The organism is Nocardia sp. NBC_01503, from assembly GCF_036327755.1.
Lineage (GTDB): Bacteria > Actinomycetota > Actinomycetes > Mycobacteriales > Mycobacteriaceae > Nocardia.
The window spans coordinates 40,341-63,931 of record NZ_CP109597.1 but is presented as its reverse complement, the minus strand read 5'-3'; the positions used below and the strand labels follow the sequence as shown (position 1 = coordinate 63,931).

The following is a 23,591-nucleotide window of genomic DNA, read 5'->3' as shown; positions in this document are numbered from 1 at the left end:
CGGCGCTGATCTCCTCGACGGGTCGCTGGGCATCGGATTCCGCCAGTGATCGTCGCTGCTGCGTCGATCCTCACCACTGTCGTCGGCCCGCGATGCCTGCCGGTTTGCGGCCACCGACAGAGCGGTGGTGTCCGGGTGCCGCCGAGCCGATCTTGTTGTGTCGCTGTGATTGTGAGGGGGCGGTGAGGGCGGGTTTGGTGTTGCGGCCGGTGCACAACAGCACTTCGCGTGCGTCGCGGCGGCGCACCGAGTCACGGTGTCCGACCGCAACCAGCCCGGCCCACAGCCGTACCGGGCCATCGCTGCGCAACCACCACACCATTCCGCCGACGGCACCAGCGGTACCGAAAATTGGATCAATCATGCACCCCACTACGTCCGGTTCCCACCCGTAGTGACGGTGCAGCAAATATTGAGGTCCGCCGCACACGCTGTCACAGAACACGACGTCGCCACGTATGGATCATCGAGACCGACCGATGATCCATTTCCTGCGGCGCTCTCGTGCTGTCCCTTTCTCCGATCCCGCCTGCGCACGGTGGAATCGATCACGCGCACACGGGTGCGGTTGCGGGAATCGTTCGGCGCGTAGCGATTTCGATGCGGAATACAGGTGAGAGATGGGGGCGTGTCACAGATCCTCGGTGGATTCACGTAGAGGCAGATGCCAGGCAGTTCGCCCGGCAACCGCACCACCACCGGAGCCGCTATGTCCCCTACCTCCCACCCCCGACGTGCCCACCGGTTCCCGATTTGTGAGCGCACCGGCAAACGTCGGCTGCGTGAACACAAGGACGTTCACCTCACCCTGCAGCGCATGAGAGTGACCCGCGCACATGCCGAACTGGCGGGTACCGACATCAGGCGCCGCGAAGTCCGCGGATACCCCTGCGGTCACTGCGGCGGATGGCACCTCACCTCGTGGCCGACATCCGATCAGCCGCCCTCGACCTCATGAGGAACCACTGCTCGGCCCGGGATCCGGTGCCGAGCACACCTCACCCTGCTATCCGGTGGGAGCGAATTCGCTTGTCTACCCGGGTTTCCGGTGTGTGTCACAACCGCACACAGCGCCGACGTACTTCACACCAGCGACTTGCTCTCACCCGGACAGGAGTTCGATGTCAAACCCGGAACTGTTGGATCCCCTCGAACCTCACGACATACCCGGCGCGTCGCAGGCGCGTCGCTCCTTCGAGAACGAATCCCGTGAAGCCGACCTCGCCCGCCGACGATACGACTGGTTCGACACCTTCTACGCCACGCACAATCCGTTGATCGTCAGGCTGTCGTGGTTCTGGCATGGCGCATTCAGGTTCCTCAATCCGCAGGACGTGGCACAGCAAGCGTGGACCAAACTGCTCACCGCGCCGACCCTGGATCCGGAGCGGCACGAAGTATCGACCTTTGTCGCTGTCGTGGTGCGGCACGTCGCGTACGACCTGGCCCGCCAATATCGCAATCAGCAGCAGCGGGACCAGCCCTTGGATAGGCAAGACGAGCAGATCATGAGCACGATCACCGTCGACGCCGGAACCGGGGAGGAGATCGACCTTCTCGATCCGGTGCGCCGGATCTGCGCTCGGGCCGGTCTGTCCGACAAACACGGCGAGGTACTGCTACTGGTGCATGGCCTGGACCTGTCCAACGCTCAGGTTGCCGAACAGCTCGGCACCAGTGAGAACAATGTCCGCCAGATGAAGTCGCGGGCCGAACGAGCCATCCGGCAGGCGACGGGGCTGACGCCCCAGGAGCTTCGCGCGGTCAAGCTGTTCCGCCGCCACTTTCCCCAACCGGGGCGCCAAGGACCCCTCGAGACGATCGCAACCGAGATGAAAATCTCGGTGTCCCAGTGCCGATGCCTCCTCGGCGACGCCCGATCCAAGATCACCGCCTTCCTCACGCACGGCGACGAAAATTAAGGCAGGAAACCCACATGCACGATGATCTCAACGAGACCGATCCCCTGGCCGACGAACTCGGCCTCGACGAGCTACTGCTCATCGCCGGGCTGCCCGAGGGCCAGTGGCAATTGCCGATCCCCCGCGACGATCAGCGCACCCTGCTGCGCCGCCTGGCCTTGAGCGCGGCCTGGGACCGGGAACCGGAAGCCGAGTTGGTGTACAAGACCCGCCGGGACACGCTCCTGGTCCGGTTCCATGGCGCCCCCAGTGCCGTTGCGCGGGACTGGCACGAGCAGTTGTCGATCGGCTTCGACGTGGACGGACCGGACGCGCGCCTGACGACGCTGTGCCTGATCGGTATGCAGACCGGCGTACCTGCCGAGGTCCGGCAACTGGCCCAGCGAGTGCTCGGACCGACCGTATGGGCCGCGGCCGAGCGCCTGGCCGGTTCAGGCGCGGATCAACGGCTGCAGGTAGCGCTCACCCGGGACGAAGGCGCCGATCTGCGCCATGTTTGGGTCGCGACGCTGGCGAACGGGGAGAGCCTGCTCCCGGCCAGCCCTCAGGGGGGCGATGCTGCCGACGCGGTGACCGACGCCGAACTTGAGGAACTGATCGCCGAGTGGACCCTGCAGGTGTTCTCGGGAGCTCACCGCGGCCGCGACACCGATGAGGTGACCACCCACTTTTCGGCGGCCGACGGAGCCGAACGGGAAATCGCCGCCCTTGCCCAGTACGGAATTCATCCACGAATCACCTGGCGGATCGACAGTGGCGCCCCGAATCGGCTCATCATCCGCGCTGCAGCGCTCGACCTGGACAACGAAATCCCCACCGGCGTGGCCAGCGCGGTCGCCGTGCAGATAGCCGGGCAGCGGACCTGGTCGCCGTTCCTCGGCGATGAATACGGCGACCTCATCGCCGAGGTCACCCTTCCCGCCAATCACGGCGACGACGACCTGATTATCCGCATCAAGTATCAACCAACAGGGGACGAGTAATGGTCTGGTCAGAACCGAATCTGGTGCCGGTCATCGAGCGCGCGCTGCAGCAAGCACCTGCGACAGGTGACGAAAGACGCTGGGCTACAGCACTTCTCGAACAATGTATGCGGCTTCCAGGGGAAGCGTGCGAGGTCGCAGACCGGGCCGCGCGCGCGGTGCTGGCCACCGCCGACATCGACGAACGCAGCCGATGTTGGGCGAACATGCTGGTCCAGACGGCGGCCCAATCGCGTGACTTGCCGGCAATGGTGCTCGCCAGCTGTGGATTGGCTGCCGCCGGTGATCCGGTGCACGCCGCCATCGGTCTGGCCGGCATCGGCCGGCAGGCCCGGATTACGGGATTGCGTACGGCCGCGGAGTTGATCTATCTGGCACTGCTGGCGATCACTGACCGTGCCGACCCCGACACAGCAGCACCTGTCCTATCGGGTCCCACTGGCACCGGTGAGGGCGCAGTGGTCATAGCGCGCGCCTGGCATGTGTTGACGGACAGCGAAACGCTCGCACAGCACCTCGAGGAACAGTCGCGGAACACCGCAATCGCGGGTCCCGCGGACGGTCCGATCGCGGCCGGGCTGTGCGCGGCGGCGGCATGCGCGCGGACGGCAAGCCGCAGCTACCCCACCGATTTTCAGTGGGCCCGCGGCCGTGCGCTGTACGGGATCGGATTCGCGCTCACCGTGCACGGCAGCGACCGCTTCGAGTCGTACCTGCGCTATGCAGCTGACCACCACGTCGCGGCGAGTGTCCGCGCGTCGCTGACCGAGCGCTGGACGCAGGGATTGATCATGAGTGGCCGCTGGTCGGAATCCTTGGCGCACCTGCAGGCAAGCCACGCCGAACTCGTCACCCAGGGCGCGGGCGCTGCGGCCGAGTCGGTGATTCTGCGGGGAATCGCCCGTGCCTGGCGCGTTGCTGGCGATCCCGAACAGGCACTGACGATCTCGGATCAGGCGGTGGCACTGGCCACGTCCCCGGGACTTTCGGCCGCCACCGTGGCCGGAATCTGGCTCAACCGCTCAGCGGTGTTGATGGAGCTGGATCAGAACAATGATGCCTACCATGCCGCGGCGCAGGCGTTCGAGCAGTACAGCAAGAATCGGCTCACCTCCGTCGGTCGGCTCGAAGCCGAGGCATACATGCTGCCTGCGGATCCGGATCGCGCTCGTGCAACGCGGCTGGCTCGCGCGCTCGTGGAACGGGACACGATCGAACTCCTGCCCAGACCGACTCGATCAGACGCCCTGGCCAGAGCCGCTGAGGTGCTCATGGCCAGCGATCCGGTGCTGGCGCTGGACGCGTTCCAGCGCGCTATCGGCACCGCCACCCCCACCCACCGCATCGCCGTCACCGCACCGCTGCGTGCAGCCAGGGCACTGTTCACACTGGCTGACCGCACCGGTATCACAGATGCGGACCCCGTCACCTATGCCCGGATGGCGGTCGTCGCCGCCGACTCCCAGCACAATCGGCTCCTAGGCGCGCAGGCCAAACTGCTCTGCGCACGCTGCCTGGCCGCCGATCCGGCTACCCAGCGCGAAGCGCTCACTCTCGGGTATGCCGCGCTCAAGGAGCTCGGTCAGACCTTGGCCGGGCTCACCGCCGACAGCGGCAGGCACGTGCTCACCAGTGTTCGGCCGGACCTGGTCGCCCTCTTCGATCTCGCAGTGGCCCAGCGCGACGGGGAGCTGGCGTTACGGGTCGCCGAGGCGGGGCGCTCGATCCGCCTGATGGCGATGCTGCGTATGAACCTCGATGATCTGCCCGCCGATATCCGCCAATCCTTCGCACAGATCGCCGTCGCTGAGCGCGCCGCCCAAGGCGACACTGGTTTCGGTGGCGCCGATCTCGATGAGGACGGTGACCGTGCAGCGCGAACCTGTGCGGTGCGGTCTCGCGACCACGCCTCGCAGGACCTCGAGCACTCGTACGGGCGAGTGTTTCGTGCGATGAGCACCGCGCCGCCGGCGGATCCTTCGACCGTCCGCCACCGTTTTCCCACTGCGCACATCCTGACCTTGCACGAGCTCGACGGCACCGTCCGCTGGACGTGGTGGCCGCCACATACGAAAGCCCCGTGGTGTGGGCGGCACGCCCTGCGTGCGCGTACCGAAGGACTCATCGCCGCCTACGCCGATGGCACAGCACGGACATGGCCGGGAGATCTCACCGGTCCGCTTTCGGTGCTCCTGCCCCAGGAGCTACAGCAGTTTCTGCTCCAGTCAGGTACCGATCATCCGATCGATCTGCTGGTCGCGATCTTCGGCAGGCTGTGGCATGTGCCATTGCTATCCGTGCCCATCGGCGCACACGGGCGCCCGCTGGTCGCTCACGCGCGCGTGTCGGTCATCCCCTCCCTGACCATGGCCGTTCATGTCGCCGAGCATGCGGCGACCATCTCCTCGCTGACCGAGCTGAGCTCGCACGTTGCCGTCACCGGGTACTGCCATCCCAAGATGGATGGCGCGCGCACCGAACGCCGCCTCCTAGAAGGCACGTGGCCTGCGTTCGTGCCGTTGGACAGGGTGGATCAGCTCGGTACCGCTGCCGACCTCACCGTGGCCGCCACGCACGCCGACGCCCTGCCGGGGCTGCGGCAGGCACTGCACGATCACACCGGCGGAACACTCAGTGCTGCACGATGCCTGCCACGCTCGTTCTCACCGATCGTCGTGCTCGGTGCCTGCTACGGCTTCGGGACCGTTGATGCGCAGTCCAGCGACGACGAACCGATCGGCCTGCTCACGGTCATCGGCGCGCGCGGTGCGGTGTGGGTGGTGGGTGGGCACCAGCGACTACGCGATCTTCCTATCGGATGGATCCTCGGCCGCACCTATGCCGCCATGGCCAGCGGACTCACCTTGCACGACGCACTGCGTACCGCCCAGCTCGAATACCTCACTGCCGCGGAGGGATCCGAGTCCAGTGACCCCGAGCTCCGGGCGGTGCTGGACACCGTACGCCGCGAATGCGGCCCCAGTGCCGCGGCCGCACCCTGGTGCTGGGCGCTGACCATTGTCGGACCGCCGCCCAAACGCAGCTGGCAGACACCCGGCCGCGCTGAGTTCAGCTAGCCTTCCGCGATCTTGTAAACCGCGCAAACCGGACTACTGAATCGGGGCGACTCAGCTCGGGTGTTCGGTCCGCGCCTCGACATCGTCGCCGGGGTGGCGGGAAACAGCGGTGAATGTCTGTTCGAGAGCGTCTCCGTAGCCCTGCAAGTACATCGCCGACCGCCGGAACGAGGTTTTCGGGAATCCGACAGGGTCGGCGATCGCGCCGAGATCTTCCGCGAGCAGAGGAAGCCACGCCACGATGCCCGCATTCTCCGGGGCCCTGCCGACCAGAACGTCGGCCGCGCCTGCCTTGTAGGGCCGTATCCACGTGGCGATGTCGAACTGGCACGCATCGAGTTCGTCGAACACGTGCCACGGCAGATCCCCTATTCGCTTGAGCGCTGCGGTGAATCCGTACTCATAATCCTGTCGCGCCAGGAGCGCCAGGTGGTCCTTCGCGTGGGTGATGAGCTGTTCCTGGTTCTCGTGGGGCGCGGGTTTGGCGGCCGAGGCCCAGCGGGCGATGTCCTTCTCGGACATGTGCTGAAGGTCGTGGTTATCGACCAACCGGTCCCAAGTGGTGTGGTAAATGGCGGCCAGGGTGCCTAGCGTGGTGATCGTCGGTCGGATGCGGTAGCGGCCGCGAGACAGGGGCCACGTCTCATATTCGGAGATCCGGCTCGCCTTCATGCTGGCTGAGGGTCGTCCGGTCAGCGCGTTGTATTCGGCGGCGACGCGTTCCTGGGTGAGCTCGTTCGCCAGCCGCCATGCCCGGCGCGGACGGTAGCCGAGCAGCAGCAATTCGCTGACGAGGCGTTCGAGTAGTTCGTCTCCGTCCAGGCCCGCGCTGATGAGTACGCGTCGTACGAGCTGACGTTTCTCAATACCGCTGTCGGGCCTGTATTCGTGGTCATGGCGCCAGGATCTCGCGCGTGCCTGGGAGATCACCTCGGGTGCTCGTGGCGGGTGGACGACCGATGTGGGGGGAGTCGAATTCTCTTGCGGGCCAGAAGGTTCGGGCTTGGATGTGGAGGCGAGTTGCTCCCATACACGCATCACTCGTTTGATGTCTCGTGGTTGGAGTTTGCATACCCGCAGGAGTCGTTCGAGGTACTCGGGTTTGCTCGGCAGAACGGTGTTCTGCGGGGACACATACCGGTAGGCGGTGCTGCGCGGGATGGCCGCGACCTCGGCGATGTGATTGGCGGTGCGCCCGGATCGCTGGTGAATGATCCGCAGCATCTCGAGGAACTCCGCCACTGTGGTCACCCGGGCTTCGAGATCTGGTGGTGAGGTGGTCATCGCCGCGGTCCTTCACCGTTGAGGAACACGCGTACGGCCTCGGACAGCCGGGACGAACGTACTGCCCCTGCCGAGGCCACGGCGGTGACGATCCCGGTCACCAGCGCCAGAGTGAGCGCGATGGTGGTGTTCGGGTCATCACCGGCGCGGATCAGCTCCCATGCGAACAGCAGGGCACCCAGACCCAGTACGCAGGTCACTGTCGCTTTCGGCCAGGTCCACTCGCGGCGGTGACCGGCCCGGGGCACCGCAGAGCCCGGGCCATGAGAGCGAGGTGCGTGGATATCGCGGGACGGGGAGCGGTCAGGCCGCCCGGGCTCGTTCATAGCGCTTCTCCGAGTTCGCGCGCACCGCGGACACAGCCCGGAGCGGGCAAACGCCCCGACGGTGGCACGGAACCGACCGCGGCGGATGAGCGCGCGGTCGCCTCGGCGATATCGGGGTGTTCGTGCGCTCTGCGCGCACCACACGGTGAGTGGTTGGCTTGCAGTCGAAGCCCTCGCGCAATACGAAGGCCCACACCGTGATCCGAGTTTGGCGTTCTCGACTCCCAGTGGCGGTTGTAGCCGCACCCCGACATTCCCACGGCCCCGGATGCGCCGCTACCTCTTCCGGCGAATCGTCCAGCGCCCCGGGCAACCGATGTTCCATACGAGAAATTACAGGCGCACCAGCTGTGAACCACCGAGCCACGTGTAGGACGCCAGATCGCCTGCGAACTGGGCATATTCGTGTCCCATGACACTCAGAGACGACGACAAATACTGCGGACGCGCTGGGGTTCATCCGCCACACCACCCCAAACAACAATAGGTTCATCGCCGTGGAGCTAGATGGGCGAGATCTCTGTTCGAGGTCTCCCTGGTTGGCATGCAGTCGAGCTTCAGGCGCGAGGTACTCCGTTGGCGTCGGACCCTCACATACGAGAGAAGAGCCCCGATCACTCCGAAGATCGGGGCTCTTCTCTCGTGCGCGTGTGATGCACCGTCGAGAGTTCATGCCCGACCCTTCATTACGAGTGAAAAGGTCGGCTCGACGCCCAGCGAAGCTATGAATCTGCTTGGGAAGCAGGAGTTCTACCATTGAACTACATCGGCGCAAGGTGGTTCGAGGGTGCGTAAGGTCCAGGACGTGCATGATCACCCGCTTGCCCGCATGGCCACCGTGGCCTGGCAGTGGGTTGTGGGATTGGCGGCGGCAGGCATCGGGCTTTTCCTGGCCGCGGGCATAGGTGCCCTGCTGGTCGCGCCCTCCAGTGCGGGCGCGTACGCGTTGGTCGCGGTGACCGTGGTGATGGCCACCGCATTCGCGGGCTGGGGCTGGGACAGGGTCACTGGATCGCGGTCGGGCCGTCGGCATCCGGCTCCTTCGGATCGCCCTCGGCGGTAGGGATTTCGCGGGCACTGCGGCCGGAGATCCTTCCCCTGACCCAGCTGGTTCCCACGACGCTGCCACCAGTGGCGACTACGCTCCACGCCGGCGATACGCCCAACACCCGCATGGCCACCGTGGCCCCGGCACCGATCAGGGCCACCGCGACGATCACGGCGAACAGCAATGCGATCGTCCGGAGCAGGACCACGGTGTTGCCGGTGATCCAGACCATCTGCCGCTCGAACAGATCCCACCCGTCCTGGGGTGCGTTGCCTGCCCGCAGGCTCTTCGGCACCGGGCGGGCGCGGTTGCGTCCTCGCCCGGATCCCACTGGATCCGATCGCGATGCCGCAGGGATAGGCCGCGTCCCGGAATCGCCGGGGCCGGTACCGGTGTGGGATTCGGGACCCGGCACTGGTTGCGGGGGTTCGGTCAGGCTCATCGGTGGCTCTTCGAGACGCGGGCGGTCTGCTTGGTCTTGCGCTTGCGCCCGTGGCCGACGGGCGCGGCGCCGAGGTCTTCCCAGACGCTCTGGCGCAGCCGGTATAGGCGCGCTTCGATAGCGCGTGTGCCGATGCCGAGTTCGTCGGCGATCTCGGCGTGGGTCTTGTCCGCGAGCAGCCCGGCGATGATGACCCGTTCCTCGAGGGTGGCGACCTTCAGGATCAGGCGCAGCCGAAAGCGGTCTACGACAACGGCATCGACCCCAGGCACGCGTACCTTGATGATCGCCTCCTGATAACCCGGCTCATGCAGCACGTCCTTGATCTGCTTGAGTCGCGTGCTGTGCCATGCGCGGTAGGCGTCGCGGAACTTCATCGCGCATGCGGTGATGAAGTAGGTGCCGAGCTTGGGGTCGGTGCTGCGGGACTTGCTCGGCTGCCACTTGCCCTTGCGCAGCTGGTCGATCATGAAAGGCACTGCCAGAGCGAGGGTGTCGACGACCAGATCGTTGCGGTGGTCGGCGCCGTCGTGCAGCGCGCGCGAGTCATCGAGACCGATATACATCTGGGGGAGCGCGGTGTGCACCCGCAGGATGCTGCGATCGCGCACCATGCCGCGCAGAACCCGCCACCCGTAGAGCCAGAGCTGGCGCTCGAACGCCTCGCACAACGGACCCGCGAAGCCCCGCATCCTCAGCTCGACGACGAGCTCAGCGTCGGTAGCGAACCCCAGGGCCGGCCCGAAAGTGACCGGCTCATCCCCATTTTGCATAAAAATCTCCAAGTCACGCGCGAGGATCCACGTCCCGCCCTGCGCGCCGCGTGCGGGCGTGGCCAGGTGAGGTTCCAACCCTCATCCCGGGTCTTACGCGACTTTCTATGGCAGTGCCCGGCAGAGACCCCACGAACTTTTTTCGAGCGAATCCGCGTCCGGTCTCCGCGGCGACTCCGGATCCATGGCAATCCGGTTTGCTACCGACCCGAGTGGTGGGTAGCTATCGGATTGCCTGCGTTGCTGAAAATGCCCTAGCCACCTTGCTGAACGCCATCGCCGAGATCTTTTCCCTACCTGCGTATTTCGGGTATTGACGGCGGATACCTGGATGATTAAGCTCTCACCCCAACGGGCACACCTATATCCCGAGATCTACCCCAGCTGATTCAGCTGGGGTTTTTTTGTGTCTGCACCCTGTTTGTAAGCCTCCCGCCACTGGCGGGGGGTTTTTGTCGTTGAAGGAGAACAACGAGCATGGAAATGCTGATCGCGCACGCTATCGAGGCGGGCGGGCCGTGGGTGATGCTGCTGGTACAGCTGCCGATCCTGGCGCTCATCGTCGGTGCGTTCGTGGTGACCATCTACGCGCTGAACAAGGCGCGCCAGCACGATCCTTAACGGCACCGAACTCCCTCGGCAGTACGTGAACGGCACTGCCGAGGCCAGAACTGTAAGCGGCTGAATCCCGTTGCCCCGCAATACTGGGCGCAAGCGGTGCGCTGGGAGGTTGGGCCGATCAGTAGTCGAAGTCCGGATCGGTGAGCAGCCGGACTGCGAACAGGACACCGGCACGGAAGTCCAGGGTGACCCCGTCCCCATCGTCGGTGTCGAAACGTGCGAGTGCAGCTTGGAGCTCGGGCACCTTCGCCAGTGCGGGATTGTTCGTGAGCTCTTCGAATAGGCAGTCCTCCGGAAGCCGCCCGCCGTAGACGGAGCGGTCCAAGCCTGGGCGTCCGAGGAAGCGGTCCGCGATCTCGCGGGCGAATTCGGTGCGGACTTCCTCGGCGGCGCGGCGGCGGATCTAATGGGCGAGATCGGACAGCTCATCAGCGAGTTCGGTAGCGCTCTTCCTACTCATCGCGGGGTATCTCTCCTCGACTTCCTGAAGTTCCGGTCGCGGTAGTGCCTTACGGACGACCGGCCGCGACATCAGATCATGTCCGGGTATTGCCGTAAACCGTGTGAAATCCTCTGGTACCCAATGGAATACATCCCGCCCAGGTGGCGGTGCGGGATGCCATCCTGGATCGATGGGCAGCGAGCAGGTGGTGTCGGCCAAGCAATCGGTACAGGTGGCCGAACAGTACGTGAAGGACACGATCGAGACCATGAACATCGGGCGCAGCAACCCCGAGGTCGCGCTGTTCATCGATCGACTGCGTGAGGGGTTCCTCGGTCGCGGTGCGCAGGATTCCCTGCGCAGCAGGACCTTCATCGCGCAGCTGGAAGCGATGGTCGGCGCTCAGCAGGCGACCCTGTTCGGGGTGACCGCGCAGACCGCCGAGGCTGCGCGGCTGTGGCGGCGCCATCGCGTGGTCTACCGGGTGCATCCTGGATTGGCAGACAGCCTGCTGAGCACCGAAACCACTGCGAAGGTGCCGTGCGAGGTCCTGGCGCGGCTGCCGCATCCAGATCCGTTCCTCGTCTTCCCCGAGCCGATCCCGGCCGACGCAGGGCCGATGGTCGAGCCAGAATTGGATCAGCTGGCCGAACCTCCGGTGTTCGTCGGCATGCTCGTCACCGGTATGACCGAGCACGAGCAGATCTGTTCCACCGCGGACCCCGATGTCCGGAATCTGCAAGTGGCGCTGGCCAGCCGGGTGCACTACGTCGGACGCCACCCCACCCACGAAGAAACAGTGGTCTTTCTGCCGCTATCGGGCACCTACAGCATCGACGAACTGGTCACCCGATTGCATGGTTTCGGCTCGCTCGGGCAGATTCCTCGCGAGAACATGCAGCGGGCCAGCAATCTGGCCATCAGTCTGCTGCTGTATCTATGCAGCGACCACCGTGACGCCCACGACCACCGGCCCGAGCCGGGCAAGCACGGCAAGAAGACCCGCCGCGGTGAGGACCCCACCATCATCGATCTGGGCTTCGACGTCGGTCCTGCGCTACACGCCGTCGGCCGCACCTCGGATGCCGAGTCCGCCGACACGGGTACCGGCGCAGGTGTGCGCGCACACCTGCGCCGCGCGCATTGGCATACCTATTGGACCGGTCCTCGGCAGTCGCAGACTCCGGTGGTGCGTTGGCTCCATCCGATCCTGGTCCACAAGGACGACCACCAGGGACGCCCGCTGGTGGTCGGTCTTCCCGAAACTGCGGAGCGAACCTAGTCCGTTCCCACCCGTTGTTTCGAAATCGTCGAACCACCCGCTTGGAATCGGTCGATTCCCCCGGCACCCAATCCGATGGCCGGAACTGTCGGAGGCGTTTGGAATTACAAGTGCAACAACAGTTTTCGAGTCCATGGCGATCGTCTGATTGTGTCGGGGGCCGGTGCGATGCTGGCGGAACAGCGCGCCGCAGGGGGCGCGGAAAGTTGGCGAGCAGGGAGGAACATCGTGACGGATATCGACGACGGAAACCCGTGGTCACGGCAGGGGGCGCGGTGGACGGCGTACCACTACCGGACCTTGATCACAGGGCTTGTGCAGGGCAGACCGTGGCGGGACATCGCCCGGAGTCTGGGCCGCACCGAGAAGGCCACCCGGGACCGGGCGAGCATGCTGATCGAGAACGGGGGCCGCGGCAAAGCATGTGATCGGCTGCGCGAGGCGATCGAAGCGGATCCGGGCTACGACTGGGACACCATCGCGCGCGGCAAGCATGCGGCGGCGGAGCTGCCCTACTGGGACGAAGAAGCCGAAGAGCTGCTGCGCACCATCTGGGAAGCCTCCACGCCGCCCCGGAACTGGTTGCGGCGCAACCGGACCGAACCCACCGGCATGGCCGAGCTGGTGGCCAGGCTGCCCGCGCCGGAGTTCGAGATCTGCGACCGCCTGGTCGAGCTCGGCTTGTCCCGCTCCTACGCCGAAATAGCCGACCGGCTCGGCTGCATCCCAGGCGGCGCGCTCGACCAACGTGCCCGCAAAGCCCGCGTGGACGCCCCGGTCGCCGAGTACATCCTGGTCGCCGCGGACGAACTCGGGAACATTGTGCACACCTCGCTGCACCCTCATCGCGACGACGCCGAGCACGCCCGCGGCATCGTCGAGGCCCGTGAAGCCCAGAAGGGGCCGGTCGGCAGCCGCATCACCCGCCGCGTGAACGGACGCATCTTCGACACCGACCTCGACGACGACTCACACACCCACGCCGCGGACCGACCCAGGAGGGACCTCGATCTCGCCGACGCTGACAGTGATGTCGAGGTGCCGGGGTTGGTGGATCTGGACGAGGCGATGCCCGAGCCACCGCGGCCCGACCCGGTCGTCGCCTCCCGTACCGAGATTCCGCGGATGCCAGAATCTCTACAACGCAGACTCCTGGGTTCCGGCGATGTGCCGCCCAAACTCCCGGACGAGGTGTAGCGCCGCCGACATACCAAATGCTGTGTCCGCCCGGTCGACTCCTCGGCCGGGCGGACTGCTGTCACGACCCCGGTGTGCCTCGCCAGCCGGGGCCGGGGCGACACGAAAGCGCGAAATGTTCGACACGCCCTATTTCTCCCAAGAGGTTTCGCGACTGCGTCACACAAGGGGGCAGGGCCGTCTCGGTGATGTCGGCGGACTAACCCTGCGGTGGTCCGATTCGCGGTGCCCTGATAGAGCTGCCAGTCCGCCTCCGCGCCTGGGCTTTTCGACCGATTTGCCTGTTCCCAGGCTTGGGGGTGATAACACGAGACCGGGCAGTTTGGTGGTAGGCGCGTCGGTGTGTCAGGTCGAAACGCCGGAAAAGTTTTGATCCAATAGTCCTGCCCTATCGGTGCCCGTATTGGTGCTGCCGAGAAGGGATTTCGATTCGGCAGGGTTCCGCGCCCGCGCAAATCGGAGACGGAGCGGCAATGGGAACCCTCGTGGCGGATCGGTAGTTATCCGTCGGGGAGTCGGGTCTAGACTGTCGCCTTGGATTCGACTCGCGCGTGCGTTCGATTTTTTGCCGAGTCCCTGACCTACACAGCCTCTTTCACGAGGGGCCCCAGGCCTGGCCGCCGCACCCGGCGGTGGCCATCGTAGGAAAGGGGCCCAGGTGGATTCCGATCCGTCTGAGCAGTCGGATCCCGAGACTCGGGACAGGCCTTCGGGTTTGGAACGAGTCAGGGCGGCAGTTGACCACTGGTGTCCGGTTATCGCTTCGGGATTCGATCTCGTGGCAGGGGTTCTCTACCTGTCCAACAGCGACAGCCTGGCCGAAGTGGCCAGGCTGTCGGCGGTGGCACTTCGCGCGATCAATGGTTTCGTAGGCCGTTCGCGCGGGTGACCAGCAGGCGCTCGGATCGTTGGGAATCCCGACGATCCGGGCGCTTTTCCTTTGTAGGACGCACATACGGTAACGCCGAGACTTCGGCGCAACTTCCGGCGGGACACCCATGTTGTGACCCGGGTTACAACGACTAATCGTGTAATCGTGTGCGCATCGCCCCGCGACAATACCCCCGTGATGGGGGTTAAGTTGACAGATAACGGGTCACAAGCTGGTGACATCTGCGATGCCATCCCGATGGGATCTGGTTGGCATCGCGATCCCATTCCGATGCCATCGCTGGCAGATCCCCAGCTCGGGGGCGGTGCGGGATGGGGCTCGCATCAGCCGAACCCCGGGCCTCGCACTGCTGCAAAGGATCCCGAAGGCAAGTCCGTAGGCCTTAACTGCGCCCCCAGATGTGGCTCGATCGCCCGGCGTGCCTGTCTCTCTGCGGACCTAGTGGGAACCCCGGACTCCTACACGCTGACCTTCGGTACCGGGCGCTCATCCCCCGCGGCGCCCGAAGCGATTACAACGCCATCGCTGCTGGTCCAGCCATATGTGTTGTGGCGATGCGGTTCGAGCTTTAGCGTGGATCCTGGCACCCGGTTTTTGACCCGGATGAGCTCGAATCACTGGCCGGAACGGTATTTCCGGTCGATCCCGGTGAGCAGCGCAATGACTTCGTCGGCGCCCGGCGCGGCGGACTCGTCCAGCTCGGCTTCGCCGGTCGGCATCACGAGGGCGAGTTCGGCGTTCTTCACTTCGGCGTGCACCACGGGGTCCCGGTAGTAATCGCCGAAAATCCAAATGATCCTGGTCTGCGTGGTGCTCGGGTGTCGGTGGTGGGCTATGGCGTGCGGCGGCTACGCACCATATGGGGGTCGATCAGTACTCGAACTGAGTAGGTGGACAAAGTTTGTCCACCTCACCTTGTCGATCGGGCGGCAGTCTTCATGCGCGGCCCGAAGTCGCCAACAATTCACATGTATGTATGTATGCATGTATGTGGTGTTGACCTGCAGTGAAGGCCAAAGTGATTACTCGGTCCGCTGTGTCCGCCACAGCAGGATGGACGCGGCGGCGCACAACACCGCCAACCCGATGAGCGCGGTGCCGGAGAAGAACTGCATCGGCATGGAGTCGGTGCTGATGACGGGGGAGGCGACCGCCAGAAGTACCGAGCCGATCGCGCACACCGGAAACGCAAAGCGCAAGACCGACGAGGAGCGGCGGAACCAGCGCGACACGAGCACCGCGATCACGCTGGGGAACCACAGAACCGCTCTCGCCCAAAACAGAATGACCATGAAGTCCGCCCTCGGCTACTTCGCCGCCGCGGTCGTCGGCGCGGACGATTTGACCGCCGCGCTGACGGTGACCTCGGGCGCGGGGGCATCCGGCGCGGGCGGCGTTTGGAGCTTGTCCACGACGGGAGCGACCGCGTCGTAGACGCTGCCCGCGAGGGACGGGTCGTGGGCGCTCATGCCGCCGTGCGCGTTGTAGTCCAGGATCTGGAGGTAGTCCACCATCTGCGGCCCGGTCAGCTCAATGGTCGCCATGCCTGTCGCCGGATCGTCGGTCAGGCTCTTCGGTTTGTCGACCTTCCTGCCGGAGTCACCAACGTGGTCGCTGTTCGTCCGAGACCAGAGGTCGTGCTCCATGTGTAGCTTGAACACCGGCACGCTGGCCGCCTTGTGTTCGCGATCGATCTGCTCCTTCGGCGAATCGGTCGCGCATCCCGCTACGGAGAGCATCGAAGCGCCGACCATGCCAATGGCGGCCAGCGTTCGGATGAGACCTGCACGGCGTGTGGTCATTCCTGGAATCCCCTTCCATCAGCGCATTTCGCGCACTTGCGCATCCAGGGTAGGGAGGGAGACCGACAGTCGTCTGCCGACGCGAGACTCGAAATACCCTGCAGCACAGTATTTTTCGCGCGAATGTGCAGATGTATCACCGAAATGCACATGCACTCCGCGCCGGAACGGTCTTACATGTAAAGAGCATGTAGTTCTACATGTGTGCCCTGAACTGGGGATATTCGTTTGTTTACCGCCGATGCGCTCCTGGTTATCGAAAGCCGCTCATGGGCGCAGCGTCGCGCCGGGGTCCAGCGGAAACGAGGACCGGACGGCGGATCTACCTGGATAGACGCGCTTTTCGTCGTCATCGCGGTGTCCTTCGCGGCGAAACCGATGACGGGCGACATGAGGGCTCGGTCGCGCACCTGTTTCCTGACGCGAAATCGCGCATTCGAGGGCGGCACGGGCGACGTGCAGTCCTTGTTCAGGACTGGGGAATTTTGGGGACCCAACACCAAGGTGTGACCGCGTATGGTGCTGAGGATGCGGAGTTCAGACGCGCACCTGGTGCTTCATCCGATGGCGTGGCGCGTCGTCGCGAGTGTCGCGAGCGCGGGGATCGGGATGCTGCTGGGTGCGGTGATCGGGGCACTCGCCTTCGGGCGCGGTACTGTCGGCGCCGAGTTCTCCGTCGTCGCAACGGTTTTGGCTACGACCGTGCTGTCCGGTGTAGCCATGAGGCAGAGCAATGCCTTTACGGCGCAGGGGTTTCCTCGGGTGCCGGACTCGGCGGATCATCGGGGAAGCTCTTCTCGTTGCGATCGGTGACGGATTTGAAGTGGCGCAGTGCCTTCAGTGCCCAACGGCCGACCGTGATCGACCCGAACACGGTGCTTGCGCTGCCACCCAAAACCCCCACGCCCACCGCTACATGCAACGGCATACCGGCGAGGTAGACGGCGGCGGCGATGCCCGCGGCGAAGATGACGAAGGCCGCCGCGCCCGCGATGATCAGCAGGATCAAGGTCGACTGCACGACCTTGAGCGTGTTCATGACGTAGTCGAGCAGTCCCTTGTAGTAGTTGTGGGTACCACGATTGGTTGCGCGCGTCAGCTGGCGATCGACCAGATCGATCACACTGTCCGGCGTCTGGCTGATCCGCGGCGTTATCGCGGACATGTCACCCTGCGGTTCGGGGGCATTCCGCAGGACGACATGGCGCTGGCGCGCTGCTCGCGGCGGTATGGCATGCCTGACGATCCGGGCAGGTGGAGGTGTCTCCCGAGTGGGAGGTGTACCGGACGCGGCAGGCGGAGGAACTGCTCCATGGCCACGGCGTCCACGACGTCGCCATCTGCGGGGCGACGGCGTCCCGGTATTGGAATCAGACATAAAAACCAGAAAGCCCTGATGCAGCAGCACCAGGGCTAGGACCCAATTTCCTGGAGGCTAGCACCTGGCATCGAATCGCACGTAATAGAAGAGCGGCGTTATGCATTACTTGATCCGGCGTCTCCGCAGTTCAGAGGGGTAGGAGTGTGACGACCTGGCAAAACGCCGTGACGTGTGATTTGTGTCACGCAATCAGGAGATGGGCTCTTCATAGCTCTGACCTGCATGTTTCTTGAGAGTGAGTTGACTCTGACTCTCGCTGAGTTCGGGTACATATTTGTAGATGGTGGATCGGGAAACTCCCAGCAGTCGGGCGACCGAGGACACGGTCTCCTCGGGGCGGGTGAGGATGGCACGGGCTTGGCGGATCTGCTCCTCGGTCATGGTGGGCGGGCGTCCGAGGCGCTGCCCGCGGGCGCGTGCGGCGGCCAGGCCCTCGTTGGTGCCCTGCACGATCAATTCGCGGATGAACTCGGCCAGCGCGGCGAAGACATGGAACACCAGGCGTCCGCCGGGGGTGGTGGTATCGATGGCCTCGTATAGGGAGCGGAATCCGATGCCGCGCTTGCGGAGTCCGGCCACGATCGAGATCAGGTCCTGCAGTGAGCGCCCGAGTCGATCGAGTGAAGGCACCACCAAGGTGTCACCGGCGCGCACGTACTCCAGGCACTTCCAGAGCTCTTCGCGTTCGGTGTCCTTGCCGGACTTCATGTCGGTGAAGATCTTCGCGCAGCCCGCCTGTTCGAGTGCGTGAATCAGGGCCGACGCGAATTGTTGGACACTCCGACTTTGCAACACGTTTTTCGACACCTTCCGGATTCGCCTCATTTTCGTGCGCGAAACCGGAATCCTTGCTGGTCACGAGACCGCGCCAGACGGTACGGCTCTCGCCGCCCATATGGCTTCGGCGTGCCTACTGCATCAGTGTTGAGAACCGATCGTTTTCCGAACATCTCGGATGGGCGTCATACCCCGAGCGCAACAGCGCCCGCCGACTTCTGTCGGCGAGCGCTGAGGATGATGCCGTAGGGCTATCAGGTCGTGAACGGTTGGGTCATGCCGGGGATGTAGATCTGGACCGGCTTGAACTCGTCGTCGCCGGGGAGTTTCACTCCGATGACGCCGCCCTTGGCGAGCACCGTCCACACGAAATGCAGGATGTCGATGCCGATGTTGAACAAGTCGCTCTTGGTGATGTGCGTCTTCTCGGCCATGTCTTCGACCAGCTTCTCGACCGTGGGCTTGGTCGTGATCGATGTCCTGCCCGCTGTTGCTCCCTTCACACCCATGTCGAACCTCCTTACTATGGGAAATAGGTCCGAGCCGGGGGTTGTAAAGGAACCCCCGGCTCGGTGGCCTATTCATTGAGTTGTCTATCTCCCGTCCGGACTCGCCCCGATTAGGGTTGATCCCGGCTGGAGTTACCGAGCAACTTCACAATCATGACCGTGACTCCGACGACCCCAATCAAGACCAGGACTGCCAGCAACACGATCAACAACACTGGCAAACCGGCGTACGTGCCGACGACAATCACTGCTACGGGCCCGAAGGCGATGAGCAGAAGCGCCAATCCAATTCCATGACCACCGATGGTGAGCTCGGTGCCCTTGAAGATCTTGAAGGTCGCGCCGCCGCCGCCGAGGAGTTCGTTGATCCTGATGTAGGCGCGCCCCGGGGGGAAGTGCATTCCCTCGATGCTGCCCGTGATCGGATCCGGCGGTACCGGCGGCGGGGTGGAATTCTCCACCGAGGTGTCCGGCACCGTGGCCGGCAAATTCTCCTCGTGTGCAGAGGTTCCTTCGACCTGCTCGATCTGGATATGTGTCCAGTCGTTGAGAAGCTCGGGTTCGCGTCTCGATGTCTGCTCCGGCGGGGCCGGTGCTTCGTCGGAAGAGTTCCCCGATGGTTCCGGGGTGTGGCCGGACGCTGCGGCCTGCTCGTCGGAGTCCGGACTCTCGGCCGGATCGGGCTCTGATGCCCAGGATGACGGGTTGGTCGACATTGCTGTCTTCCTTCCTCGCCCGGGGGAAGATCCACGTCACAGGGAGTCCGATACTCCTTGCTTCAGAAACGTGGCCCCGGAGTTTCTCCACCGATGTCCACTGGATCGGACTCGGTGTCCGATCGGCGGCGGGGGTAGAAGCCCCGCCATCGATCGAGGGACTCTGCACCGCGCGCATGGTGCGCACCGACAACATGCGCCGAAGCGCATGGGGCAGGTGCTGAAATTCCGGCACCGGGCGGGTGTGGTCCCAATTGAGAACGGAGAGGTCCGCCATCAAGGCGGCCTCTTTCGTGGATCGCGGGGTGTTCGGATGCACTCCGCGGAGATCCACCCGGTCGAGCAGCTGCCCATGTGTGCGCCGTCCGCTGGTAGTCAGCGGAGGGCGCACGGTGGACGATGCGGACCGGTGCGATGTCATTGGCGGTCTCGTCCTCCCTTCTCTTGGCGGTACGTCATATCCTACACGATACTGTGCGCGTCTGATTCTGTAGATGTTCAATCTGTGCACCAGAAATACTCACCGTAGTTCAAATACACCCTTTGAACTGCAGTTACTCGGGATTCACCCGGCATCTGATCCTGGGATCGATCAGCCACGCGTCTGCCAGGCAAGCGGCAACAACATCCCGGAAACCAAGTCGGCTCCGCCGCCGAGGTGGTGATGCCCGGCATGGTGACCGAAGTGGTCATGGTGCCGAGGTGGTGATGCCCGGCATGGTGACCGTGCGCAACCGCACCGCCTGAAGATGACCAGATTCTGCGCGAGAACATCCGGCGGTACGACCTGAATTCACCTGCAGGAGCATCGTATTCCGAACACCGTGGAGGTCGCCGCACAGCCGATACGTGATCAGTGCGGCGGCGACCTCCTGAGCCGAGTGGGTGCTACAAGGAATCCCACCAGTCCTGCACTTGCTCAGCGATCTCCTTCGCGGCGTCGGCGGCAATTCGGCCGAGAGCTGACCGGGCCACACCGGCACCGACAAACAGGGTCCGGTGAGCCAACACATTGCGGGAGAAAAGATGTGGGAAGTTCGAAGCCGTCCTCACCGCAGCAAATGGACATGTCCAAGAAGACCGAGGCGCTGTTCCGGGAGGCCATGCTCCGCGAGACCGACGCGGGGGATTGGATCGACGAAAATGCCATGGGTGGTATGGGTTTCCGGCAGCTGACGGCTGATGAGCGTGCCGTCACGGTCGCGAAAGCGGCTGCGGCACAGACAGATGCGGTCCTTCTGGAATTGCCCGACTTCTAAGTTCCATCATCGGGCAGTCGAGCTGTTCTGGCAGTTCGGCGACGGCGCTTGCTGTCAGCGAGAAGTGCGGTGAAACCAGAGTTTCAGGATCACTGCGACGAATCCTCCCGCTGCGGTGAGAACGGTCGCTGCGGAGGAACCGACTATCACTACCAGCGTCACTGCCGCGGACAGGATCACCGTCAGTGCGACGAAGTCGATCACTGTGGGCTTCATGATCTATCTCCCTTGTGCGCCGAAAGATCAAATACCTCACGAGCCTGGTGGTCGCGATGGTGTGGATCTCAATCTCGCCATGTTCTAGGCGAATCAGCGCGATAGTTGCCCAGGCGGAGGCCAGATGTTTTGGCGCACACCCGATCACGGTGTGGCGATCGGTGCCCCGGGCGCCTATAACGCCGTATCCGGACACGCGATGGGGCCGGGGAGCGGGGAGGACGAAGCCATCATGGTCAGTGAGGGAAGCGGAAGCAATGGCTGCGGCCCGGGGTGAGCAACTGCCGCCGGGCGCCGTCCCCATACTGCGGGTCGCCACCGACACCAGTGCCGTTGAGGGCCAACCGGCCGACCTGGAATACGCAGTGGGCCAAGAACTCGAACCCGATGCACCCGAACGCTTAGCGGCGGACCTCGCGCTGATCGCGACATTGCGCAGAGCGGAGTTCTCTGGGCCGCTGTGGGACACATACGCGTGTGAGCTCGCTCGGTATGCGTTCGGAGTGCTCTCGGCCTGGATGAGTACAGGACACATCTTCGCGATCGCACGCAGCAAAAGGATTCCGTGCACCCCATCGCCCGGTGAGCTCGAGCGGTTCATGTCCGACCCCGACCTCCGCACTGATATCGCCGATGTAGCGATCGTGGAGGCCCTGCAGAGCTTTCGGCGAAAGATGCTGTTGGGAACCGGGTGGCGGGCAGATGGGGGCGCCAGTGTGACAACGTATTTCATCGGCGCCTGCGTGATCGCGTTCGTCAACGAACTCAACCGCCATCGTCGAGCGCAGGCTCGCAACGCCAAAGCGGCGGAAGCAGCACTTCGGCACCAGGCCGGCCTGCCCATGCAGGACTGGTGGGCCGCAGACGAGCCGTCCCAGCGCACCGTTGAGCAGGACGTACTGCGTCATTACTTGGGTGCTCTGTCCCAGCGTGACCGCAACATCGTGTGGGGCAAGGCATCTGGGCTGACGAACAAACAGATCACGCACCTATTCCAGGAGCGCTCTACCCGCGCTGTCGAGCAACGCTGGTCAGCGCTGATGAAACAAGAGAATTGGATCCGACGCCTGGGGGACAGGGGCTCGCAATGAACAACCAAGACCGACGCAACACCGGTGAACCCGACCCGGAAACCGCCGCACAGTTCAAGGCATTGATCGAACAGTCCTCGCTGGGTGGCGAACTCGCGCAGGCGATGCGCAAGCGCATTTCGGCCGAAGACGGCCAGCGTCTCGCAGCCAGGGCCGAGGAAACGATCAACACCGACACTCCCGAACCCCCGATACCCGCAGATGGCGGAGGGCCTGCACAGTGGCGCCGGCGGAATCTGGTTTTCATTCAGTCCGCCGCGGCGGCGGTCGTGCTGATCCTCACGCTGGCGGTGGTGCTGTTGGGCGGCCATCAGCCCACTCACCCCGCAGACTTCGCCGGACCTGAGGGGCCGACGGTCGTGGTCTGGATCCCACCCGCCGCCAGTCGGCATACGATCGCCGATATCTTGCGGCAGCAAGGCGTCGTGGCCAGCAGCGCCGCCTTCGATCTGGCCGTGCAACATGACCCCGCCTTCGGCCCGCTCCCGGCAGGCTACTACGCGGTCCCCAGCCACAGTTCGGCCGATGCCGCAGCCGCGACGCTGGTAGGCGGGCACGCCCGTGTCGGCAACGTGGTGATCGATGAGGGCAGGGCATTACTGGATGAGATCGACGAGAACACCGATGACCTCAAGGAAGGCATCTACCACAAGATCGCTGAAGCCAGTTGCATCAGACTCGGTGCCCGCGCCAGTTGCCTTACCTACGAACAACTCATGGCGGCAGGCGCCACGGACCCGGAGGCGCTGGGTGTACCGGCCTGGGCTCTCGCGCAAGTGCGTGCCGCACCCGATCGCGGCCGTGCGCTCGAAGGCCTGATCGCTGCGGGCAGTTGGGATTTCGACCCCACAGCCAGTCCACAACAGGTCATCAAGGAGTTGGTCACCAAGAGCATCGCCAGCTATGAGGCGTCCGGGTTGCTGCGCGCCGGTGCCTCGAACGGTTTGACGCCCTACGAGACCTTGATCGCCGCATCCTTGGTTGAGCGCGAGTCGCTACCGCTGGACATGTCCAAGGTGGCACGGGTGATCCTGAACCGGATCAAGGTCGATCAGCCGCTGAATTTCGATTCCACCGTCAACTACGGCCTTGCCAGAACCGAGGTAGCCACGACCGGCGACGAGCGCACACACCGAACCCCGTGGAACACCTACGCAATGACCGGACTGCCGGTGACCCCTATCGCCGCCTTCTCTCCACAAGCGTTGCATGCCATGGAGAATCCCACCCCTGGCGACTGGCTGTACTTCGTGACCATCGACAAGCAGGGCACCACGCTGTTCACCGATACCTACGCCGAGTATCTGCACGATGTGGACATCGCGCGCCAGAGCGGCATGCTTCCGAGTAACTGATGCGGAAAGTCCGGCGAATTCCGTAAGCCCCTAGAACGGACCCGGCGGGGATTCTTCTCGATAAGCCCCGCAGATCCGCCCCTCCCGCAGACCGCGGATCCGACCGCCGAATAGGGTCCGCGTTCCAACGCGATCAGCTGGATTTCAGCCATATCCCGAAGCACGTCAACAGCTCGTGGATTCGTCGTTGCTGCTC

24 protein-coding genes are annotated in these 23,591 nt (G+C 64.4%); 9 read left to right on the top strand and 15 right to left on the bottom strand.

Features of this window, described 5'->3' with window-relative positions; all coding sequences use genetic code 11:
• Nucleotides 1–70: 70 nt before the first annotated feature.
• Nucleotides 71–364 (bottom strand): hypothetical protein, encoded by a 294-nt coding sequence (locus tag OHB26_RS39000; protein WP_330185987.1) that lies wholly within the window; start codon nt 362–364, stop codon nt 71–73.
• Nucleotides 365–1,121: 757 nt separating this feature from the next.
• Between OHB26_RS39000 and OHB26_RS38995 the strand changes: the two genes are divergently transcribed.
• From OHB26_RS38995 to OHB26_RS38985, 3 genes are all read left to right on the top strand, one after another.
• Entirely contained in the window at nt 1,122–1,922 is an 801-nt protein-coding gene (locus OHB26_RS38995) for an RNA polymerase sigma factor (RefSeq protein ID WP_330185986.1), read from the top strand.
• A 14-nt stretch (nt 1,923–1,936) separates the two neighbouring features.
• The gene (locus tag OHB26_RS38990; protein WP_330185985.1) at nt 1,937–2,905 is read left to right on the top strand and encodes a hypothetical protein; all 969 of its coding nucleotides are present in this window, start codon (nt 1,937–1,939) and stop codon (nt 2,903–2,905) included.
• Between the two features lie 206 nt (nt 2,906–3,111).
• Entirely contained in the window at nt 3,112–5,982 is a 2,871-nt protein-coding gene (locus OHB26_RS38985) for a CHAT domain-containing protein (protein WP_330185984.1), read from the top strand.
• A gap of 51 nt (nt 5,983–6,033) precedes the next feature.
• On the opposite strand, the gene OHB26_RS38980 is transcribed toward OHB26_RS38985, so the two are convergent.
• From OHB26_RS38980 to OHB26_RS38960, 5 genes are all read right to left on the bottom strand, one after another.
• Nucleotides 6,034–7,266, bottom strand: a complete 1,233-nt coding sequence (locus OHB26_RS38980) for a hypothetical protein (protein ID WP_330185983.1) — start codon at nt 7,264–7,266, stop codon at nt 6,034–6,036.
• Nucleotides 7,263–7,466, bottom strand: a complete 204-nt coding sequence (locus tag OHB26_RS38975) for a hypothetical protein (protein WP_330185982.1) — start codon at nt 7,464–7,466, stop codon at nt 7,263–7,265. The genes OHB26_RS38980 and OHB26_RS38975 overlap by 4 nt, the downstream gene beginning before the upstream one ends.
• A gap of 939 nt (nt 7,467–8,405) precedes the next feature.
• On the bottom strand, nt 8,406–8,600 hold the full coding sequence (locus OHB26_RS38970; protein ID WP_330185981.1) for a hypothetical protein: 195 nt from the start codon (nt 8,598–8,600) through the stop codon (nt 8,406–8,408).
• Nucleotides 8,597–8,935, bottom strand: coding sequence for a hypothetical protein (locus tag OHB26_RS38965; protein WP_330185980.1), 339 nt, complete (start codon nt 8,933–8,935; stop codon nt 8,597–8,599). Before OHB26_RS38965 ends, OHB26_RS38970 begins: the two co-directional genes overlap by 4 nt.
• A 143-nt stretch (nt 8,936–9,078) precedes the next feature.
• Nucleotides 9,079–9,933 carry an RNA polymerase sigma factor gene (locus OHB26_RS38960; protein WP_330185979.1) on the bottom strand — a complete coding sequence of 285 codons (855 nt, stop codon included), beginning with the start codon at nt 9,931–9,933 and terminating at the stop codon, nt 9,079–9,081.
• Between the two features lie 399 nt (nt 9,934–10,332).
• Between OHB26_RS38960 and OHB26_RS38955 the strand changes: the two genes are divergently transcribed.
• Nucleotides 10,333–10,476: a hypothetical protein gene (locus OHB26_RS38955; protein WP_330185978.1), complete on the top strand. Its 144-nt coding sequence runs from the start codon at nt 10,333–10,335 to the stop codon at nt 10,474–10,476.
• A 118-nt stretch (nt 10,477–10,594) separates the two neighbouring features.
• Here the strand turns inward: OHB26_RS38955 and OHB26_RS38950 are convergent, their stop codons facing one another.
• On the bottom strand, nt 10,595–10,801 hold the full coding sequence (locus OHB26_RS38950; protein WP_330185977.1) for a hypothetical protein: 207 nt from the start codon (nt 10,799–10,801) through the stop codon (nt 10,595–10,597).
• A 307-nt stretch (nt 10,802–11,108) separates the two neighbouring features.
• Between OHB26_RS38950 and OHB26_RS38945 the strand changes: the two genes are divergently transcribed.
• Nucleotides 11,109–12,200 carry a hypothetical protein gene (locus OHB26_RS38945; protein WP_330185976.1) on the top strand — a complete coding sequence of 364 codons (1,092 nt, stop codon included), beginning with the start codon at nt 11,109–11,111 and terminating at the stop codon, nt 12,198–12,200.
• Nucleotides 12,201–12,428: 228 nt separating this feature from the next.
• On the top strand, nt 12,429–13,397 hold the full coding sequence (locus tag OHB26_RS38940; protein ID WP_330185975.1) for a hypothetical protein: 969 nt from the start codon (nt 12,429–12,431) through the stop codon (nt 13,395–13,397).
• Nucleotides 13,398–14,903: 1,506 nt separating this feature from the next.
• Here OHB26_RS38940 and OHB26_RS38935 read toward each other — a convergent pair.
• The 7 genes from OHB26_RS38935 to OHB26_RS38905 all read right to left on the bottom strand — a co-directional run bounded on the left by OHB26_RS38935 (nt 14,904) and on the right by OHB26_RS38905 (nt 19,474).
• Nucleotides 14,904–15,050: a hypothetical protein gene (locus tag OHB26_RS38935; RefSeq protein WP_330185974.1), complete on the bottom strand. Its 147-nt coding sequence runs from the start codon at nt 15,048–15,050 to the stop codon at nt 14,904–14,906.
• A gap of 261 nt (nt 15,051–15,311) precedes the next feature.
• Complete coding sequence (locus tag OHB26_RS38930; RefSeq protein WP_330185973.1) at nt 15,312–15,536, bottom strand: hypothetical protein; 225 nt, start codon at nt 15,534–15,536, stop codon at nt 15,312–15,314.
• 60 nt (nt 15,537–15,596) lie between these two features.
• Complete coding sequence (locus OHB26_RS38925) at nt 15,597–16,091, bottom strand: hypothetical protein (RefSeq protein ID WP_330185972.1); 495 nt, start codon at nt 16,089–16,091, stop codon at nt 15,597–15,599.
• A 739-nt stretch (nt 16,092–16,830) separates the two neighbouring features.
• On the bottom strand, nt 16,831–17,256 hold the full coding sequence (locus tag OHB26_RS38920) for a hypothetical protein (protein WP_330185971.1): 426 nt from the start codon (nt 17,254–17,256) through the stop codon (nt 16,831–16,833).
• 405 nt (nt 17,257–17,661) lie between these two features.
• Nucleotides 17,662–18,267 (bottom strand): recombinase family protein, encoded by a 606-nt coding sequence (locus tag OHB26_RS38915; RefSeq protein WP_330185970.1) that lies wholly within the window; start codon nt 18,265–18,267, stop codon nt 17,662–17,664.
• 236 nt (nt 18,268–18,503) lie between these two features.
• Nucleotides 18,504–18,758, bottom strand: coding sequence for a hypothetical protein (locus OHB26_RS38910; RefSeq protein WP_330185969.1), 255 nt, complete (start codon nt 18,756–18,758; stop codon nt 18,504–18,506).
• 110 nt (nt 18,759–18,868) lie between these two features.
• Entirely contained in the window at nt 18,869–19,474 is a 606-nt protein-coding gene (locus tag OHB26_RS38905; RefSeq protein ID WP_330185968.1) for a hypothetical protein, read from the bottom strand.
• Nucleotides 19,475–20,502: 1,028 nt separating this feature from the next.
• Here OHB26_RS38905 and OHB26_RS38900 point away from each other — a divergent pair.
• Complete coding sequence (locus OHB26_RS38900; RefSeq protein ID WP_330185967.1) at nt 20,503–20,733, top strand: hypothetical protein; 231 nt, start codon at nt 20,503–20,505, stop codon at nt 20,731–20,733.
• A 54-nt stretch (nt 20,734–20,787) separates the two neighbouring features.
• On the opposite strand, the gene OHB26_RS38895 is transcribed toward OHB26_RS38900, so the two are convergent.
• A complete protein-coding gene (locus OHB26_RS38895) occupies nt 20,788–20,949 on the bottom strand; it encodes a hypothetical protein (protein WP_330185966.1) in 162 nt (53 codons plus the stop codon).
• 257 nt (nt 20,950–21,206) lie between these two features.
• Here OHB26_RS38895 and OHB26_RS38890 point away from each other — a divergent pair, with 257 nt between their 5' ends.
• Both OHB26_RS38890 and OHB26_RS38885 read left to right on the top strand, forming a co-directional pair.
• Nucleotides 21,207–22,040 (top strand): hypothetical protein, encoded by an 834-nt coding sequence (locus OHB26_RS38890; protein WP_330185965.1) that lies wholly within the window; start codon nt 21,207–21,209, stop codon nt 22,038–22,040.
• Nucleotides 22,037–23,395 carry an endolytic transglycosylase MltG gene (locus OHB26_RS38885; protein ID WP_330185964.1) on the top strand — a complete coding sequence of 453 codons (1,359 nt, stop codon included), beginning with the start codon at nt 22,037–22,039 and terminating at the stop codon, nt 23,393–23,395. The genes OHB26_RS38890 and OHB26_RS38885 overlap by 4 nt, the downstream gene beginning before the upstream one ends.
• The last annotated feature ends 196 nt before the right edge of the window (nt 23,396–23,591 follow it).

Bases quoted from the DNA above. Each gene is read 5' to 3' on its own strand.
- OHB26_RS38990 (WP_330185985.1), top strand. From the start codon at position 1,937: ATGCACGATGATCTCAACGAGACCGATCCCCTGGCCGACGAACTCGGC.
- OHB26_RS38905 (WP_330185968.1), bottom strand. From the start codon at position 19,474: ATGTCGACCAACCCGTCATCCTGGGCATCAGAGCCCGATCCGGCCGAG.
- OHB26_RS38910 (WP_330185969.1), bottom strand. From the start codon at position 18,758: ATGGGTGTGAAGGGAGCAACAGCGGGCAGGACATCGATCACGACCAAG.
- OHB26_RS38895 (WP_330185966.1), bottom strand. From the start codon at position 20,949: ATGAAGCCCACAGTGATCGACTTCGTCGCACTGACGGTGATCCTGTCC.
- OHB26_RS39000 (WP_330185987.1), bottom strand. From the start codon at position 364: ATGATTGATCCAATTTTCGGTACCGCTGGTGCCGTCGGCGGAATGGTG.
- OHB26_RS38945 (WP_330185976.1), top strand. From the start codon at position 11,109: ATGGGCAGCGAGCAGGTGGTGTCGGCCAAGCAATCGGTACAGGTGGCC.
- OHB26_RS38980 (WP_330185983.1), bottom strand. From the start codon at position 7,266: ATGACCACCTCACCACCAGATCTCGAAGCCCGGGTGACCACAGTGGCG.
- OHB26_RS38925 (WP_330185972.1), bottom strand. From the start codon at position 16,091: ATGACCACACGCCGTGCAGGTCTCATCCGAACGCTGGCCGCCATTGGC.
- OHB26_RS38890 (WP_330185965.1), top strand. From the start codon at position 21,207: ATGGCTGCGGCCCGGGGTGAGCAACTGCCGCCGGGCGCCGTCCCCATA.
- OHB26_RS38920 (WP_330185971.1), bottom strand. From the start codon at position 17,256: ATGTCCGCGATAACGCCGCGGATCAGCCAGACGCCGGACAGTGTGATC.
- OHB26_RS38955 (WP_330185978.1), top strand. From the start codon at position 10,333: ATGGAAATGCTGATCGCGCACGCTATCGAGGCGGGCGGGCCGTGGGTG.
- OHB26_RS38985 (WP_330185984.1), top strand. From the start codon at position 3,112: ATGCTGGTCCAGACGGCGGCCCAATCGCGTGACTTGCCGGCAATGGTG.
- OHB26_RS38995 (WP_330185986.1), top strand. From the start codon at position 1,122: ATGTCAAACCCGGAACTGTTGGATCCCCTCGAACCTCACGACATACCC.
- OHB26_RS38885 (WP_330185964.1), top strand. From the start codon at position 22,037: ATGAACAACCAAGACCGACGCAACACCGGTGAACCCGACCCGGAAACC.